General features: G+C 60.6%; 14 protein-coding genes. 8 read left to right on the forward strand and 6 right to left on the reverse strand.

Annotation, left to right across the window (positions count from 1 at the left end; translation table 11 throughout):
• Positions 1–150: 150 nt before the first annotated feature.
• The 4 genes from livH to ABDX87_RS07275 are packed head-to-tail and all read left to right on the forward strand — an operon-like array spanning position 151 to position 3,805.
• The gene (gene livH, locus ABDX87_RS07260) at positions 151–1,077 is read left to right on the forward strand and encodes a high-affinity branched-chain amino acid ABC transporter permease LivH (protein ID WP_346832268.1); all 927 of its coding nucleotides are present in this window, start codon (positions 151–153) and stop codon (positions 1,075–1,077) included.
• Entirely contained in the window at positions 1,074–2,336 is a 1,263-nt protein-coding gene (locus ABDX87_RS07265) for a high-affinity branched-chain amino acid ABC transporter permease LivM (protein WP_346832269.1), read from the forward strand. Before livH ends, ABDX87_RS07265 begins: the two co-directional genes overlap by 4 nt.
• On the forward strand, positions 2,336–3,103 hold the full coding sequence (gene livG / locus ABDX87_RS07270) for a high-affinity branched-chain amino acid ABC transporter ATP-binding protein LivG (protein ID WP_074753106.1): 768 nt from the start codon (positions 2,336–2,338) through the stop codon (positions 3,101–3,103). The genes ABDX87_RS07265 and livG overlap by 1 nt, the downstream gene beginning before the upstream one ends.
• The gene (locus tag ABDX87_RS07275; protein ID WP_062387842.1) at positions 3,104–3,805 is read left to right on the forward strand and encodes an ABC transporter ATP-binding protein; all 702 of its coding nucleotides are present in this window, start codon (positions 3,104–3,106) and stop codon (positions 3,803–3,805) included.
• A gap of 1,123 nt (positions 3,806–4,928) precedes the next feature.
• Here the strand turns inward: ABDX87_RS07275 and ABDX87_RS07280 are convergent.
• The gene (locus tag ABDX87_RS07280; protein ID WP_346832270.1) at positions 4,929–5,837 is read right to left on the reverse strand and encodes a LysR family transcriptional regulator; all 909 of its coding nucleotides are present in this window, start codon (positions 5,835–5,837) and stop codon (positions 4,929–4,931) included.
• Positions 5,838–5,942: 105 nt separating this feature from the next.
• Here ABDX87_RS07280 and ABDX87_RS07285 point away from each other — a divergent pair, with 105 nt between their 5' ends.
• The 4 genes from ABDX87_RS07285 (at position 5,943) to nhaA (ending at position 10,576) form a co-directional block, all read left to right on the forward strand.
• Complete coding sequence (locus ABDX87_RS07285) at positions 5,943–6,542, forward strand: short chain dehydrogenase (RefSeq protein WP_346832271.1); 600 nt, start codon at positions 5,943–5,945, stop codon at positions 6,540–6,542.
• Between the two features lie 63 nt (positions 6,543–6,605).
• Positions 6,606–7,286 (forward strand): COG3650 family protein, encoded by a 681-nt coding sequence (locus ABDX87_RS07290; protein WP_346832272.1) that lies wholly within the window; start codon positions 6,606–6,608, stop codon positions 7,284–7,286.
• 177 nt (positions 7,287–7,463) lie between these two features.
• Positions 7,464–9,077, forward strand: a complete 1,614-nt coding sequence (locus ABDX87_RS07295) for an NAD(P)/FAD-dependent oxidoreductase (RefSeq protein ID WP_346832273.1) — start codon at positions 7,464–7,466, stop codon at positions 9,075–9,077.
• 311 nt (positions 9,078–9,388) lie between these two features.
• Positions 9,389–10,576, forward strand: coding sequence for a Na+/H+ antiporter NhaA (gene nhaA / locus ABDX87_RS07300; RefSeq protein WP_346832274.1), 1,188 nt, complete (start codon positions 9,389–9,391; stop codon positions 10,574–10,576).
• A 105-nt stretch (positions 10,577–10,681) separates the two neighbouring features.
• On the opposite strand, the gene ABDX87_RS07305 is transcribed toward nhaA, so the two are convergent.
• The 5 genes from ABDX87_RS07305 to ABDX87_RS07325 form a co-directional block, all read right to left on the reverse strand.
• A complete protein-coding gene (locus ABDX87_RS07305) occupies positions 10,682–11,146 on the reverse strand; it encodes a glycine zipper 2TM domain-containing protein (protein ID WP_346832275.1) in 465 nt (154 codons plus the stop codon).
• Between the two features lie 179 nt (positions 11,147–11,325).
• Complete coding sequence (pdxH, locus tag ABDX87_RS07310; RefSeq protein WP_346832276.1) at positions 11,326–11,973, reverse strand: pyridoxamine 5'-phosphate oxidase; 648 nt, start codon at positions 11,971–11,973, stop codon at positions 11,326–11,328.
• Between the two features lie 48 nt (positions 11,974–12,021).
• On the reverse strand, positions 12,022–13,116 hold the full coding sequence (locus ABDX87_RS07315; RefSeq protein ID WP_346832277.1) for an OmpA family protein: 1,095 nt from the start codon (positions 13,114–13,116) through the stop codon (positions 12,022–12,024).
• A gap of 151 nt (positions 13,117–13,267) precedes the next feature.
• Entirely contained in the window at positions 13,268–14,416 is a 1,149-nt protein-coding gene (locus ABDX87_RS07320) for a serine hydrolase domain-containing protein (protein WP_346832278.1), read from the reverse strand.
• A 132-nt stretch (positions 14,417–14,548) separates the two neighbouring features.
• On the reverse strand, positions 14,549–16,735 hold the full coding sequence (locus ABDX87_RS07325; protein ID WP_346832279.1) for a beta-agarase: 2,187 nt from the start codon (positions 16,733–16,735) through the stop codon (positions 14,549–14,551).
• Positions 16,736–16,833 lie beyond the last annotated feature (98 nt).

Genomic DNA, 16,833 nt, shown 5'->3' on the forward strand with positions numbered 1-16,833 from the left:
GATTTCACAAGAATCCAGACGCCTGAACATCTTGAAACCGCACCAGTGAATCACTGGGCTCGTGCCGAACGCGGACGTAGATCACGACGCGCGAGCGGGAAAAAGACTTCACCAGTGAAACACCAGGCAGGTTTTTAGGAGCACTTTGCAATGTCGATAGACCTCTATCACTTTCTTCAACAGCTGGTTAATGGCATGACCATTGGCAGCACTTACGCCTTGATTGCCATCGGCTACACCATGGTCTACGGCATCATCGGCATGATCAACTTCGCTCACGGCGAGGTGTACATGATCGGCTCGTACGTGGCGTTCATCGCCCTGGCCGGCCTGACCATGCTCGGTCTGGACAATCTGCCCCTGCTGATCACGGCTGCGTTTGTCGCAAGTATCGTGGTGACCAGCGCCTATGGTTACGCCATCGAACGGGTCGCCTACCGTCCGCTGCGCGGCAGCAACCGTCTGATCCCCCTGATTTCCGCAATCGGTATGTCGATCTTCCTGCAGAACACCGTGCTGTTGTCGCAGGACTCCAAAGACAAATCGATCCCTAACCTGATCCCCGGCAACTTCGTCTTCGGCCCTGGCAGCACGCACGAAGTGGTGATCTCGTACATGCAGATCCTGATCTTCATCGTCACGCTGGTGGCCATGCTCGGGCTGACCTGGTTCATCTCCCGCTCCCGCCTGGGTCGCGCCTGCCGCGCCTGTGCCGAGGACATCAAGATGGCCAACCTGCTCGGCATCAACACCAACAACATCATCGCCCTGACCTTCGTCATCGGTGCGGCACTGGCGGCGGTCGCTGCCGTACTGCTGAGCATGCAGTACGGCGTGATCAACCCCAACGCCGGGTTCCTCGTCGGCATCAAGGCCTTCACCGCTGCGGTCCTCGGCGGTATCGGCAGTATCCCGGGCGCGATGCTCGGCGGTCTGGTGCTGGGTGTGGCTGAAGCGTTTGGTGCCGACATTTTCGGCGACCAGTACAAGGACGTCGTGGCGTTCGGTCTTCTCGTCTTGGTGTTGTTGTTCCGGCCAACCGGCCTGCTCGGCCGTCCGGAGGTTGAAAAAGTATGACCAGGAATCTCAAATCGGCCCTCTTCAGCGCAGTGCTGGTGCTGGCCGTCGCTTACCCGATCCTCGGGCTCAAACTGGACATCGTCGGGGTCAACCTGGCCGTCGTCGGTGCAAGCACCACCACCGTGCTGGTGATCTTCGCCGCCGCGCTGCTGATGTTCCTGCGTGTGCTGTTCAACGAACAGATCAGCGCCATGTGGCGTTCGCGCCCGCAAAAGCAAATGGTGTCGGACAAGGCCAGCAACTTCCTGACCCTGCCGTCGACGCAGCGCTGGTTCCTCGGCGCAATCGTCATCGCGGCCCTGGTCTGGCCGTTCTTCGGCTCGCGCGGCGCGGTGGACATCGCCACGCTGATCCTGATCTACGTGATGCTCGGCCTGGGGCTGAACATCGTGGTCGGTCTGGCGGGGCTTCTGGACCTGGGTTACGTCGGCTTCTATGCCGTCGGTGCTTACACCTACGCCCTGCTGCAGCACTACTTCGGCTTCGGTTTCTGGATCTGCCTGCCGCTGGCCGGTCTGGCGTCTGCGACCTTTGGCTTCCTGCTGGGCTTCCCGGTGCTGCGTCTGCGCGGCGACTATCTGGCGATCGTGACGCTGGGTTTCGGCGAAATCATTCGTCTGTTCCTGCGTAACCTGACCGACATCACCGGCGGCCCGAACGGCATCAGCAACATCGAAAAACCGACGCTGTTCGGCCTCACGTTCGAGCGCAAAGCGGCTGAAGGGATGCAGACTTTCCACGAGTATTTCGGCCTGGAATACAACTCCATCAACAAGGTGATCTTCCTTTACCTGATCGCCCTGTTGCTGGCGCTGTTGGCGCTGTTCGTGATCAACCGTCTGCTGCGCATGCCGATCGGCCGCGCGTGGGAAGCCCTGCGCGAAGACGAAATCGCCTGCCGTGCACTGGGCCTGAACCCTACGGTGATCAAGCTCTCGGCGTTCACCCTCGGTGCGGCGTTCGCCGGTTTTGCCGGCAGCTTCTTTGCCGCGCGGCAAGGCCTGATCACCCCGGAATCGTTCACCTTCCTTGAGTCGGCGATCATCCTCGCCATCGTGGTACTGGGCGGCATGGGCTCGCAGCTGGGCGTGATTCTCGCTGCAGTGGTGATGATCCTGTTGCCTGAACTGCTCCGCGAATTCAGCGAATACCGGATGTTGGGCTTCGGCGCCTTGATGGTGCTGATGATGATCTGGCGTCCTCAGGGCTTCCTGCCAATGCAGCGTCCCGTCATGAAACTCAAAGGGGAACGCTGATGAGCCGTCCACTTCTGCAAGCTTCGGGCTTGAGCATGCGCTTCGGCGGCCTCTTGGCGGTCAACGGCGTGGGCCTGACTGTCAACGAGAAACAGGTGGTGTCGATGATCGGCCCGAACGGCGCCGGCAAGACCACCGTGTTCAACTGCCTGACCGGTTTCTACAAACCGACGGCGGGCACCATCCTGCTCGACGGCGAACCGATTCAAGGGCTGGCCGGTCACGAGATCGCGCGCAAGGGCGTGGTGCGTACCTTCCAGAACGTGCGTCTGTTCAAGGAAATGACCGCGGTGGAAAACCTGTTGGTTGCCCAGCACCGTCACCTCAACACCAACTTCCTGTCCGGCCTGTTCAAGACCCCGTCGTATCGCAAAAGCGAACGCGAGGCCATGGAATACGCCGAGCACTGGCTTGAAGCGGTTGACCTCAAAGCCTTCGCCAACCGCCCTGCCGGTACGCTGGCGTACGGTCAGCAGCGTCGTCTGGAAATCGCCCGCTGCATGATGACCCGTCCGCGCATCCTGATGCTCGACGAGCCGGCGGCGGGGCTGAACCCCAAGGAAACCGAAGACCTCAAGGCACTGATCGGCGTGCTGCGTAACGAGCACAACGCCACGGTGTTGCTGATCGAGCACGACATGAAGCTGGTCATGAGCATTTCCGACCACATCGTGGTGATCAACCAGGGCACACCCCTGGCCGACGGCACGCCCGAGCAGATCCGTGACAATCCTGAAGTGATCAAAGCCTACCTGGGGGAAGCGTAAATGCTGCAGTTCGACAACGTTTCCACTTTCTACGGCAAGATCCAGGCGCTGCACGGCGTCAGCATCGACGTGCAACAGGGTGAGATCGTGACCCTGATCGGCGCCAACGGTGCGGGCAAATCCACCCTGCTGATGACGCTCTGCGGTTCGCCGCGCGCGCACAGCGGCAGCATCCGCTACATGGGTGAAGAGCTGGTGGGCCTGGAGTCCTCGGTGATCATGCGCAAGAGCATCGCGGTGGTGCCGGAAGGCCGCCGCGTGTTCGCCCGTCTGACCGTGGAAGAGAACCTGGCCATGGGCGGGTTCTTCACCGATAAAGGCGATTATCAGGAGCAGATGGACAAGGTTCTGGCCTTGTTCCCGCGCCTGAAAGAACGCTTCAACCAGCGCGGCGGCACCATGTCCGGCGGCGAACAGCAGATGCTCGCCATCGGTCGCGCACTGATGAGCAAACCCAAGCTGCTGTTGCTCGATGAGCCGTCGCTGGGGCTGGCGCCGATCATCATTCAGCAGATCTTCGAGATCGTTGAACAACTGCGTCGAGATGGTGTGACGGTGTTCCTGGTCGAACAGAATGCCAACCAGGCGCTGAAGATTGCTGACCGTGCGTATGTTCTGGAGAACGGCCGGGTGGTGATGCAGGGTTCGGGCGCTGAGTTGCTGGTTGATCCGAAAGTGCGGGATGCGTATTTGGGGGGGTGATTCCCCTGCCCTCGGGCGTTTCGGAAACGTGTGGAAAGGCCCCTTTTTTGGGGCCTTTTTTATTGGGGCTTAGGGTTGGGATTGGGATTGGGATTGGGATTGGGATTGGGGGTATATCCATTTCTGCGGTAACGGCGGCTTAGGGTTCCGCTCTTACAGCGGGTCACTTTTGAAAAGGCACCAAAAGTAACCAAAAGTGCCCTGCTCCTGGTTGGGTCCGACTTCGTCGGATTCCCGCACTCCGACGACGCTCCGTGGGCCCGCGCCGAACGGACATCCATGTCCTGACGGCGCTCTCGCGGCATCCATGCCGCTCGGCCCACTGCGCGTCGTCTGCGTTTGGCCTGCACCCAAGTCGCGATTGGCGGTGTCTGGACTGGCTCGGCAGGAAGATCAAAAGCCAGAGCCAAGAGCAGGCGATCGTTCTCGCGCTCCACGTGGTAACGGAGCGACTGACGCTCTGCGTCAACGTGGACGCGGAGAGTCCTGGCAGGCACTCCCACGCGGAGCGTGGGAACGATCACGAAGCAAGCATTGCGAATAACCGGTCTGCTTTTGATTGTGGCCGGAGGCCGTAGGAGCGCGCTTGCCCGCGATCTGCCGCGCAGCGGTAGCGAAATCAAGCGACTCGGTTGTACCTGATACACCGCATGCATCGGATTTGCTGCCGGTTCCCGGCAGATCGCGGGACAAGCCACGCTCCTACAACTATGGGTGAAGTGCGGGAAATGGATGCACGAACCAAGAAGGCGATGAGCGTTAGCTCCAGCCCGAATTGCTCTTGTACGCGACAGTCCAGACACCAAAAATCGCGACTTGGGTGCAGGCCAAACGTAGACGACGCGGAGTGGGTCGAGCGGCATGGATGCCGCGAGAGCGGCATGGATGCCGCGAGAGCGCCGTCAGGACATGGATGTCCGTTCGGCGCGGGCCCACGGAGCGTCGTCGGAGTGCGGGAATCCGACGAAGTCGGACCTAACCAGGAGCAAAGCGTTTTTGGTTACTTTTGTCGCTTTTTACAAAAGTGACCCGCTGTAAGAGCGGAACCACAAGTAGCCGTTACCGCAGCAACGGATACTCACCCCATACCCCACCCAACCCCAAGAAAAAAAACATCGACAACTCAAAGCCTCTCCAACGCCGCCGTACTCCGCTCAAACCAATGCGTCAGATAATCAGCCATCACCTGAATCCTTCTCGGCAGATGCCCTTCGAACGGATGCACCAGATACAACGACGACACCGGCGTCTGATAATCCCGCAGCAACCACACCAACTGCCCCTCATCCAGCTCGTTATGCACCATATACGATGGCAACCGCGCAATCCCCGCGCCGACCAGTGCCGCTCTCTTCAACAAACCATAGTGATTGCTGGCGAACGTACCGCGCACGTTCACCCGCGTCAGTTCATGGTTCTGGTGATAGACCCAGGTCTCACGACCGGCGTAATGACTGTTCAGCAGGCAACGGTGCACGCGCAGGGCTTCCGGCGTCTGCGGCGCGCCATGCTGGGCGATGTAGTCGGGGCTCGCGCACGTCAACTCCTGCAACGACAACAGCGGTTTCGCCACAAGGCGCTCATCAATACCGACACTTGAGCGAATGCCCAGATCGAAGCCGTCGCGGCGCATGTCGCGGAACTGATTGTTCAGGTCCAACTCGACCTGCACGTCGGGATAGGCTTTCGAAAACTCCGTCAGCAGTCCCTCGAAAAACGTCTCACCCAATGATACCGGCACCGTCAGGCGCACCGTGCCGACCAGACTCTCGCTGAGATAAGCCATGGCATCGCGCACGCGATCCCGTTGCGCCAGCAGCGCACGGGCTTCAGGCAGCAGAATCGCCCCGGCCGAGGTCAACGTCAGACTGCGTGTGGTCCGGTGCAGCAGCGTCACGCCGTAGCTTTTTTCCAGTTTGCTGATGCGCTTGGACAATTGGCTGGTACTGGTGTCCAGCCATTGCGCGGCCAAGGTGAAGCTGTTGGCTTCAACCAGCATGGCAAACGCCGCGAGGTCGTCCATTTCACTCATGATTGTTTCCTTTCTGACAAACCGGGATTGCCGTTTGGCCTATTTATCTGTGGGAAAAGGCGGTGGACACTGAACGCCTGATCCACTAACGGGAAGGACTGCAACGTGAAGATTCTATTGATTGGCGCTGGCGGAACCATCGGATCGGCGATCGAGAAGGAATTGGCGCCACGCCATGACATCGTTCGCATTGGCCGTAACAGCGGTGACGAGCATGTCGATATTAGTGACAGCGCATCAATCCGCAAACTGTTCGAACGAACAGGTCCTTTCGATGCATTGATCTGTGCGGCCGGCAATGTCACGTTCGCCCCGCTGGGCGAGATGACGGAAGCATCCTTCGAGCTGGGTCTGCGCGACAAGCTCATGGGGCAGGTCAACCTGCTGCTGATCGGTCGCGAGTTTGCCAACGACGGCGCATCGTTCACCTTCACGACAGGCATTACCAGCCACGACCCGATCCGGACCGGCGCCTCCGCCAGCCTGGTCAATGGTGCTATCGACGCCTTCGTGTGTGCCGCCGCGATCGAGATGCCGCGCGGGATGCGGGTCAACTCGGTGAGCCCGAACGTACTGGTTGAAGCGATGGGCAGCTACGCGCCTTACTTCCGCGGCTTCAAACCGGTGTCGGGCGCCGACGTGGCGCTGGCCTATGCGAAAAGCGTCGAAGGGCTGCAAACCGGACAGACCTATCACGTCGGCTAATCGCCTCTTGTGATGAGCGAGCAGCCTGAGTAACGTGGCGGCACCTGTCTGGAGACCCGCCACATGTTTGCTGCTCGATCCGTCCTGATGTTCGCCTTACTGCCGGTGTTCGCCGGCTGCCAACTGCTCCCTTCGCCCTCCGCCGACGGCAAAGTCTCTACGGCCGGGATGCTGCGCATGCAGGGCACGCTCAGCGGCGACGGCGGCAAGCTGTATTTCCAGCCCTGCAGTGAGCAACGTCGCTACGCCGTCACCGATAAAGGCAACACCGGCATCCTGCAAGAAGCCGCTTCGGTGGTGGACAAGAGCGGCAAGGCGTTCGCCGATGTGCGCGGCAACTTCGTCGCCAGCAAGGCGCAAGGCAGTGACGGTCAGGCTGACGTCTATCAGCTGTACCGCGTCGAGCGTCCGGGCAATGCCTGCGAAGACCCCAATTTCAAGCGCCTGACCATTCATGCCAGCGGCAACGGACCGAAGTGGAACCTCAACGCCAGCGGGAAAGGCATGGTGCTGGAGCGTGAAGGCCAGGACGAATTTGCGGTGCCTTACATGGAAGAGCAGATGCCCGAAGGCCGTTTCAACCTGATCACCGACGCCAACGACCAGCATGTCGAGCTGTACGTTGCCCCGCAGCGTTGCGTCGATCCGGTGAACGGTTCCGTGCAGCATCTGACGGCCGAACTGCGCGTCAACGGGAAAGTGCAGCGCGGCTGTGCCTATTTCGGAGCGATGCGTAACGATTGATCGTCCACGTCTTTGTTGGGGCACGCGCGCTCTGACATTGGGCTTGTACACGCCTGGAGGGGCGATGCGTTGCTTACGTCGTCGCTCCAGCCAACGCTCACTGCGCAATCTGGCTTATAATCGCCGGTTCTTGTAGCGCTGCCGGGCCGACCCTGCGGCCCGAAACCGGACCTTTCAATGTTACGAATCACCGAACTCAAACTGCCGCTCGACCACGCGGATGACGCGCTGCGCCCAGCGCTTGTACAACGCCTGGGCATCGACAGCGACGAGCTGCTGGATTTCACCCTGTTCAAGCGCAGCTACGATGCGCGCAAGAAATCCACCGAACTGCAGTTCATCTACACCATCGACTTCCAGGTGCGGGACGAAGCGGCCCTGCTCCAGCGCCTGAGCCACGACAAGCACGTCACGGCCGCGCCCGACGTCAGCTACAAAGTTGTCGGCCATGCACCCGCAGACCTCAACGAACGCCCACTGGTGGTCGGCTTCGGCCCTTGCGGCATTTTCGCCGGGCTGTTGCTGGCCCAGATGGGTTTCAAGCCGATCATTCTTGAGCGTGGCAAGGAAGTCCGTCAGCGGACCAAAGACACTTGGGGCCTGTGGCGTAAAAACGTGCTCAACCCCGAGTCCAACGTTCAGTTCGGCGAAGGCGGCGCAGGCACCTTTTCCGACGGCAAACTCTACAGCCAGATCAAGGACCCGCGATTTCACGGTCGCAAGGTCCTGCACGAGTTCGTCAAGGCCGGGGCGCCGGAAGAAATCCTGTACGTCAGCAAACCGCACATCGGTACGTTTCGCCTGACCGGCGTTGTGGAAAACATGCGTCAGCAGATCGAAGCCTTGGGCGGCGAAGTCCGTTTCCAACAGCGCGTGACTGACGTGCTGATCGAGGACGGCCAGTTGCAAGGCGTGGTGCTCGACAGCGGCGAGCGTATTGATTCGCGTCACGTCATCCTCGCGCTGGGCCACAGTGCCCGCGACACCTTCCGCATGCTCCACGGCCGAGGCGTTTACATGGAAGCCAAGCCGTTCTCGGTGGGTTTCCGCATTGAACACCCGCAGGGCCTGATCGACCGCGCGCGACTGGGCAAATACGCCGGTCACCCGAAACTCGGGGCTGCGGATTACAAGCTGGTGCACCACGCCAAAAACGGTCGCTCGGTCTACAGCTTCTGCATGTGCCCAGGCGGCACCGTGGTCGCCGCCACCAGCGAACCGAACCGCGTCGTCACCAACGGCATGAGCCAGTATTCACGTAACGAGCGCAACGCCAACTCGGGCATCGTGGTCGGTATCACGCCTGATGAAGACTATCCGGGCAGCCCGCTGGCGGGTATCGAACTGCAAGAGCGTCTGGAGTCCCACGCCTACATCATGGGCGGCGAGAGCTATGAGGCGCCCGCGCAGCTGGTGGGTGATTTCATCGCCGGCAAGGCATCGACCGAACTGGGCAGCGTCGAGCCATCCTACAAGCCCGGCGTGAAACTGACCGACCTGGCCGACGCCCTGCCCGCCTTCGCCATCGAAGCCATTCGTGAAGCGTTGCCGGCGTTCGACAAGCAGATCAAAGGCTTCTCGCAGCACGACGCCGTGCTGACAGGCATTGAGACCCGCACCTCTTCGCCCCTGCGCATCACCCGTGGCGCCGATATGCAAAGCCTCAACGTCAAAGGGCTGTTCCCGGCCGGTGAAGGCGCTGGTTATGCAGGCGGAATCATGTCGGCGGGTGTCGACGGTATTCGAATCGCCGAGGCACTGGCCAAGAGCATGTTAGGAATGGCGGAATAACCGACGAAACCGGGGATCCCCCTGTCGGAGCGAATTCATTCGCGATAGGTATGACGGCCAGTGACTACTGCTGGCTGTACTGACGTCGAGGATGAATCCGCTCCCACAATTGTTTCTCACGCTAGAAGGTTAAAGATCCTACAACCCAAGCGGGATAAGCCCTGTAGCACTTTGAAACTAATTTCACAGTTAATTTGTATACACGATTATGCTCATTTTTTAATAACCAAATCGAATATAACTTTTGTTTTCAGAAATAAGCCGACGGGTTAGGGTGTCGCTCCTTTTGCGCATGTCCATGGAGAGTGACCTTGCCCGTACGCAACACATTCAAACGTTTTTTCCAGCTTGAGGCGGCTGGCGGTCTGTTGTTGATCGCCGCTGCCGCCCTTGCCCTGGTCATCAATAACTCGCCGCTGTCCTGGCTGTACAACGGCCTGCTGGAAGTGCCCGTGGTGGCACAGATCGGCGCACTGAAAATCGCCAAACCGCTGCTTCTCTGGATCAACGACGGCCTGATGGCTTTGTTCTTCCTGCTCATCGGCCTGGAGGTCAAGCGCGAAGTGCTTCAAGGGCATCTGTCCCGCCCTTCGCAAATCGTCCTGCCCGGCGCTGCCGCAATCGGCGGGATGGTGGTTCCTGCCCTGTTTTTCTGGGCGTTGAATAAAGACAACCCCGCCGCCATGAGCGGCTGGGCCATTCCGATGGCGACAGACATCGCGTTCGCTCTGGGCGTTCTTGCCCTGCTGGGCAAACGCGTTCCGGTGTCACTCAAGCTGTTCTTGATGACGCTGGCGATCATCGACGACCTCGGCGCGATCATCGTGATTGCCCTGTTCTACTCGGGTGAGCTGTCTAACCTGTCGCTGGCCATCGCGGCCGCTTCGCTCATTGCGCTGATCGGGATGAACCGGCTGGGCGTGATAAAGCTGGCGCCCTACCTGCTCGTGGGTCTGGTGCTGTGGGTGTGTGTACTCAAGAGCGGCGTGCACGCCACGCTGGCGGGCGTCATCCTCGCCTTCTGCATTCCACTGAAAACCCCAAAGGACGTGCCCGCGCCGTTGCAGCAACTGGAGCATGCCCTGCATCCGTGGGTGGCGTACGCGATTCTGCCCCTGTTTGCCTTCGCCAACGCGGGCGTTTCACTGGCCGGTGTCACCCTTGAAAGCTTCACCCATCCTGTGCCGATGGGCATCGCGCTGGGGCTGTTGGTGGGCAAGATGCTGGGCGTCTTCGGGCTCACATGGCTGGCGGTCAAGGTCGGGCTGGCCGCACTGCCAGCAGGCGCGAACTGGGGTCAGGTGCTGGGCGTCTCAATACTGTGCGGGATTGGCTTCACCATGAGCCTGTTTGTCGGCTCACTGGCGTTTGTGCCCGGACAGAGCGAATTTGCGGGCATGGACCGAATGGGCATTCTGACCGGTTCGATCCTGGCGGCGCTGGTCGGTTACGCACTGACGGCTGTCTCCAGTGCCCGGAGCGCTAAGCCGCAAATCTGAGCGATTCATCACCCGTCAGCAGAAACGAAAACGCCCCGGCACGTCGGGGCGTTTTTTGTGTAAGCAGGTATTACATCAACCTGCTTCAGACCTAATCAGCATCGCTTAGTGAGTCACGCGGCTGGTGCCGTTAACGGTCATGATGCGCACACGTTCACCCACGCGGAAGATCTCGTTCTCCTGAACTTCCTGCACATAAGCACGCATGGTGCCGTCGTCTTCACGCACGGTGATCTCCACGCCCTGCGCACGGGTCAAACCGCCTTCCGCCGCCGAGCCCAACAAACCGCCAGCGACAGCGCCGATGACCGCGGTGACGATGCTGCCGCGGCCGCCACCAATGGCACTACCACCGACACCACCGACGATCGCACCGGCACCCGCACCGATCGGGGTTTTGGTGCCTTCAATCTTCACGGGGCGCAGCGATTCGATCGTGCCCAGACGCACGGTCTGCACTTGGCGAGCTTCATCGCGCGAGTACGAGTCGCCGGTCAGGCTCGAGGTACAGCCGCCCAGGGTCAGCGCCATGGCGGTGAACGAAGCAGCCAACAGAACAGACTTACGCATAACATTTGCCTCCAGGGGAACAGGTAGCCATTAGACTCCGCGACGCCAATCGATGTCACGGTCCTGCACCGATAATTTACGTTTATTCAGGCGCTATACAGAAAGTCGCCGGCGTCTACGAGTATGGACGACGACCCACTGGATAGATTCAAAGAATTGTTTTTTCAGCCGCCGAAGCGCTATGGCGCGAGACGTTCACGCGTCCACTGCGCATCGACCAGGCGGTAGTTCAAGCGATCATGCAGACGGCTTGGACGACCTTGCCAGAACTCGATGCGATCGGGGACCAGACGATAGCCGCCCCAATGCTCGGGGCAGTCGGGTTGCGTCTCACTGAAGCGTGCTTCGGTGGCCTTGAGCAGCGCTTCGAGCGCCTCACGGTCGGCAATGACCTGGCTCTGCGGCGATGCCCAGGCACCCAAGCGGCTGCCGAGTGGGCGAACCTGGAAATAGGCGTCGGACTCTTCGTGAGAGACCTTCATGACCCGCCCTTCGATGCGCACCTGACGCTCCAGGGTCGGCCAGAAGAAGGTCATGGCGGCAAAGGGTCGTGCAGCCAGCTGCTGCCCTTTGGCGCTGTCGTAATTCGTGAAGAAGGTGAAGCCTTGAGTGTCGAGGCCCTTCAGCAGAAGGACCCGGCAGTGTGGGCGACCGTCACCATCGACAGTCGCCAGCGTCATCGCATTGGCTTCAACCGGCGCCTGCTCGGTCTTCACCGCCTCGCCAAACCATTGGTGGAACAACGCAAAAGGTTCTTCCGGAGCCTGCGACTCGGTCAAACCTTCGCGGGCGTAGTTACGACGCATATCAGCCAGACTCTGGCTCATCACTGCCTTCCTTTATCGAAATCCGTGAGCGGGATAGCGATATTACCCTCAGTTGCTGCTGGCCTGCGCGTCGGCTGCAGGTTTCTTCGCGGCGGCTTTGGCGGGCGCTGCCTTGGCCTTGCTGGGCGCCGCTTTTTTCGCAGGTGCCTTCTTGGCAGTGGAAGCTTTGGCCGGTGCGGCTTTCTTCGCAGGTGCCGCGGATTTGGCCGGTGCCGCCTTGGTGGCCGGTGCAGGTGCGACCACGGGTGCTGCTTGCTTCACGGCGACCATGGTCGGAGCAGGCGCCGGCGTCATGTTGTACTTGGCCAGCAGCGCCACCATCGTGTCCTGCGGCGTCATGATGATTTCCACACGGCGGTTCAACGCTCGACCGGCAGCGCTGTCATCGGCAGCGCGCGGCATGACGTTCCCAAGACCCCGCAGGTTCAGGCGATTACGCTCCAGACCACTGAGGCGGAAGATGGCGGCGACCGACTGCGCCCGCTGCTGGCTGATCTTCAGGTTCGCATCGCTGGCGACGTCGCTGTGGCCCAGCACCAGCACGGAAGACTTCTGGTCGCCTTCCACGAGCTTGGCCACCCGGGTAATCGGACCGAGATTGACGGGCAGCAGCATTTCCGGACGATCCGGGTTGAAGGTGCTGTCAACCGGAGCCGTCACGACCAGAACGTCTTCGCGGCGCTCGAGTTCGAACTTGCTGTCCTTGATGGCGTCACGCACGCGTGGCTCGTATTGGTCGAGCCAGGCCTGGGTAACCTTCGGGTCGACCTTCGGCACTGCGGGTGCAGCCTCTTTCTTCGCTTCGTTGCCGCCGAACGGCCACCACCACTTGTTGCCCTCGTCAGCGTTCGCCACCGCAGGTTTGGCGGCAGGCTGAGTCGCTGCCAGCTCGGGCTTCTTATCGGTCGCACCGTGGTCAGAGCCGAACGGCCAGTACCAGTGCGTGCCACTCTCGGCTTCTGTTTTTGCGACTTCTGCGGCAGCGGGGCTGGCGGCAGGTTTTACCGAGGCAGCAGCGTCATTACTTTTTCCGGAGCCGAATGACCACCAATGGTCATTGCTGGCCGACGAGTCCTGGGGAGTCTGTGCGCAACCGGTAACGGCGATACACAGTGCAAATGCGAGGCTTTTGTTGGCAGACATGGGTGACCCACACAAATAATTGATCAGAAAATGAACGAAGCAGCGCCCATATAACACGCATAAACGCTGAGTTGGAAAAAGAAACCGCCCTACGGTTCCGTTATGGGCGGTTTAACTGACAGTCGGTAGAACAAGCACTTATCGGCGATAGTTATTGCAAACACTCACCAAGCACCCGTACCAGACGCTGCGCGCGCGGATCCATCAGCACATACGGACCCAATGTATTGGTCACGAAGCCAAACGCCACGTCACGTTCGGGATCGGCGAAACCCACCGATCCCCCGGCACCCGGATGGCCGAACGATTTTGCGCCCAGACCGAACGTCGCATTGGGTACGGTGGGCTGATCGAGCATGCAACCCAGACCGAAGCGGGTTTGGGTCAACAATGTCTTGTCCTGACCGATGCTGTGCTCGCGGGTCAGCTCGTTGATCAGATCGGCATCCAGCAGGCTGCCATCGAGCAATCCACTGTAGAAACCCGCCAGGCTGCGGGCATTGCCGTGGCCGTTGGCGGCGGGCTGTTGCATGCGCCGCCACTCCGGCTTGTTGGTGCTGGTCATGATCGACGGCGGGTTGGTGAATGCGCGCGCGGTCATGGACGTGGGCTCACGCATCGTGGTCTGTACGAGACGCTGGGCCGCTTCGTCGCCCATATTGCCCTTGCCCCGCGCGATATGCGCCACACGGTGGAATTCCTCATCGGCCAGACCGACATGAAAATCCAGTCCCAGCGGCTTGGCAATCCGGGCAGCGATGGACTCACCCGGCCCGCGGCCATCGGCGCGACGAATCATTTCGCCCACCAGCCAGCCGTAGGTAATCGCGGCGTACCCATGACCTTCACCGGGCTTCCACCACGGCTCTTCCGCCGCCAGGGCGTCGGTCATCGCTTCCCAGTTGTACAAGGCCTCAGCGGGCAACATGTCATGAATCGCAGGCAGACCCGCCTGGTGGCAGAGCAACTGACGCAAGGTGATCGCCTGTTTGCCTGCCGCCGCGAACTCCGGCCACAGCCGTGAGACCGGTTCGTCCAGGTGCAATTTGCCTTCGTCCACCAGTTGCAACGCAGTGACCGAGGCAAAGGTCTTGGTGCAAGAGAACAGATTGGCGATGGTATCGCTGTGCCAGACCTCGGCGCCGTCCTTGTCGGCCGTGCCCGCCCACAGGTCGAGCACGGTTTGGCCGCCGATCTGCACGCACAAGGCCGCGCCACGCTCCTGCGGATCGTCGAACAGCGCGGCAAACGCTTCGCGTACAGCTTCGAATTGAAGCTCGAAATGACCTTGAATCTGCACGGTTTCGCTCTCCGGTCGGGGCCTGCACAAAATGGCGTGCATTGTTCCAGCGATTTGAGGGTTTGGGAACAGCCATGCGTTGCCAGACCCACAGCAAAACCTGTAGGAGCGCGCTCCTACAGATCAGCGAAGTTACTGAATTTTGCCCATCACATCCGCCACCTGCCCATTGGCTTTCCGCACCGCTTCCACGAAGCCTTGATAGGGGACGTCGGTAATCCCCACGAGGCCCAAGTGACCATTTTCCCCGTCCAGCATGCGGCCGGTCGCAGGTTGGTCCAGGTACTGGAACCAATGCACACCGACAATGGAAGGCTCGGCCAGTGCGCTTTTCAGGAAGCTCGCATAAGCGGGACCGCGATCCTCCTCGCGGGCCACCTCCATCGCGCCGCCCCAGAAAGGTCCGCGATCACGCGAGCCGAAGTGGAACTCGCTGACCAGCACGGGCTTGTCGAGCACGCGCAATTTGGCGAAGTCCACCCCGTCCTGCGGCTTCGGCGTATAGAGGTTGAAACTCAGCACGTCGCAGAACTTGGCGCAGGCCTCGATGGCCTCGGGCGTGCTGACGCTGAAACGCCCACCCAGCAGCAAGTGGTTGGGGGCATGCCACTTGAGCGCGTCGGAAATGGTTTTGAAATAGGTTTCGGCAAACACCCGCTGGAAATACTTGAAGTCATTTTCGATTTCCGGGTGCTCAGCACTCGGCAAAGGCGGTTCAAAGCCGGGGTCTTCCATCAACTCCCACGCAGGCAGGTCTATCCCCCACGCTTTGGACAGGCCTTCCTGATTGCGGTACTTGTCGCGCAATTGCTTGAGGAATGCGCGCTTGGCGGGCACATCCGTGGTGAGCCTCAACGTGCCGTACGCCAGCGCATAACGATCGTGAGGATCGTCCCCCGGCGCGGCCCACGCCAGTTCGTTATCGGCGAAATAGCCAATCAGATAGGGATCGTCGCGGTGATCGCGCGCAGCGATGGCGACGGCACGTTCAGTGGCCATCGCAAAACGCGGATCGAACGGATCAGGCATCCCGCCCCACCAGTCGTGACCGGTGCTGATGCTAACGTAATCGCCGACGATGGACAGCGGCAAGGTGTAAGGCACATGGCTTTGCGCGCTGACGTCCGGATTCTCGAGTGCGGGCTCGCTCCAGTTGCCGATGGTGTTGAAGCCCCACGCCTGGAGGCGCTGCAGGGTGTGGTCCGCCCAGCGTTGTGTATCGAACGCACCGTAAGTGCGCTGCAGGTTGGCACCGTAGAAATCGAACGTGCGGCCCTGGTCGAAGCGACGATCCTTGCTTGCGCCGGTGTCGCGATGATCATTCCCCTTGCCGTAGAACGTCGCCAACGGATCGTCGTCGCCCGGCAGGCTGCTGAACATCGTCTCCCGGCCTTCGACGTAGGTCTGACTGTCGTCCGCCGTGACCGCGTTGACGCCCAGTGAGTAGAACGGATGCCCTTCGGGGGTCACCAGATACCATCGGTCATTGCGTTTCTCGGTGCGGAAAAACCCTTTTGCCTCAAAGGTCGGTCCTTTGAGCAGACCGCCATATTTGTCTTGGGCCGGACGGTCCTTCAGCCACGCCTTGAGCTGCGTTTGCTCTTTGCCGGCGAGGGCCTTGAGCTGATCGTCACTGTTGATCTTTTCCGGCCATTTGCCCCGGGTGTACTGACCGTAACCATCGAGCAGGTGGGTGTAAGCGGCTTTTTGAATCGCATCGCCTTCCTGCACGCCAAACTTTTCGATCAGCACGCTTTGCGCCACGTCGGGCTGGGACATTGACACGGTAACCGAACTGACTTGCGCAGCATTCAGCTCGCCCTCGGCACTGGCCAGCAACACGCGCTGGCCCTCGTAGGTCCACGGCATGGGCGGTCCTACCCGCATGCCCTGACTCAGGGGCGAACTGGCCTGCAGCGGGACGATGAGGGTTTGCGCAGGCCCCGCCGGCAGGTCGATCCGGCTATTGAGGGTCTTGCCGTCACTGCTCTGGATTTGCACATACAGGGTCAGTGCCCAGTCCATGGCACTCTGTACGCGCAAGGTCATGGCGCTGTCGGCGCTCCAGTCCCAGACGCCATTTTGTGGCGTCAGCCGCAGGCTGGGTTTTGCGACCGGATTGAAGATGACGCGCCGCAGCACCTCGCCCTCGGCGGTCTGCTCGGCGTTGGCTTGCGGCAACGTGGCGTCCTGCGTAGTGACTTGCACCACATCGGCAGGCCGAACGAAATTGAACAGCGTCTGCTGGCCGTCGGGCGCGGCATACACAGGTCCTGCGCACGCGATGGCGAGGAAGGCAGACAGTGAACGGCGAATCATCTGATCGGGTGCTCCTGGATCATCGGAAACTCCATCGCAGCGTCAGCGCTGACGATGGAGCGGGCCGAGATAAGACCCGATCAACCGCGTTTCATCCC

The organism is Pseudomonas abietaniphila (assembly GCF_039697315.1).
Taxonomy (GTDB): Bacteria; Pseudomonadota; Gammaproteobacteria; order Pseudomonadales; family Pseudomonadaceae; genus Aquipseudomonas; species Aquipseudomonas abietaniphila_B.

Coding starts and splice junctions, on each gene's coding strand:
- livH (WP_346832268.1), top strand. CDS start 151: ATGTCGATAGACCTCTATCACTTTCTTCAACAGCTGGTTAATGGCATG.
- ABDX87_RS07265 (WP_346832269.1), top strand. CDS start 1,074: ATGACCAGGAATCTCAAATCGGCCCTCTTCAGCGCAGTGCTGGTGCTG.
- livG (WP_074753106.1), top strand. CDS start 2,336: ATGAGCCGTCCACTTCTGCAAGCTTCGGGCTTGAGCATGCGCTTCGGC.
- ABDX87_RS07275 (WP_062387842.1), top strand. CDS start 3,104: ATGCTGCAGTTCGACAACGTTTCCACTTTCTACGGCAAGATCCAGGCG.
- ABDX87_RS07280 (WP_346832270.1), bottom strand. CDS start 5,837: ATGAGTGAAATGGACGACCTCGCGGCGTTTGCCATGCTGGTTGAAGCC.
- ABDX87_RS07290 (WP_346832272.1), top strand. CDS start 6,606: ATGTTTGCTGCTCGATCCGTCCTGATGTTCGCCTTACTGCCGGTGTTC.
- ABDX87_RS07295 (WP_346832273.1), top strand. CDS start 7,464: ATGTTACGAATCACCGAACTCAAACTGCCGCTCGACCACGCGGATGAC.
- ABDX87_RS07305 (WP_346832275.1), bottom strand. CDS start 11,146: ATGCGTAAGTCTGTTCTGTTGGCTGCTTCGTTCACCGCCATGGCGCTG.
- pdxH (WP_346832276.1), bottom strand. CDS start 11,973: ATGAGCCAGAGTCTGGCTGATATGCGTCGTAACTACGCCCGCGAAGGT.
- ABDX87_RS07315 (WP_346832277.1), bottom strand. CDS start 13,116: ATGTCTGCCAACAAAAGCCTCGCATTTGCACTGTGTATCGCCGTTACC.
- ABDX87_RS07325 (WP_346832279.1), bottom strand. CDS start 16,735: ATGATTCGCCGTTCACTGTCTGCCTTCCTCGCCATCGCGTGCGCAGGA.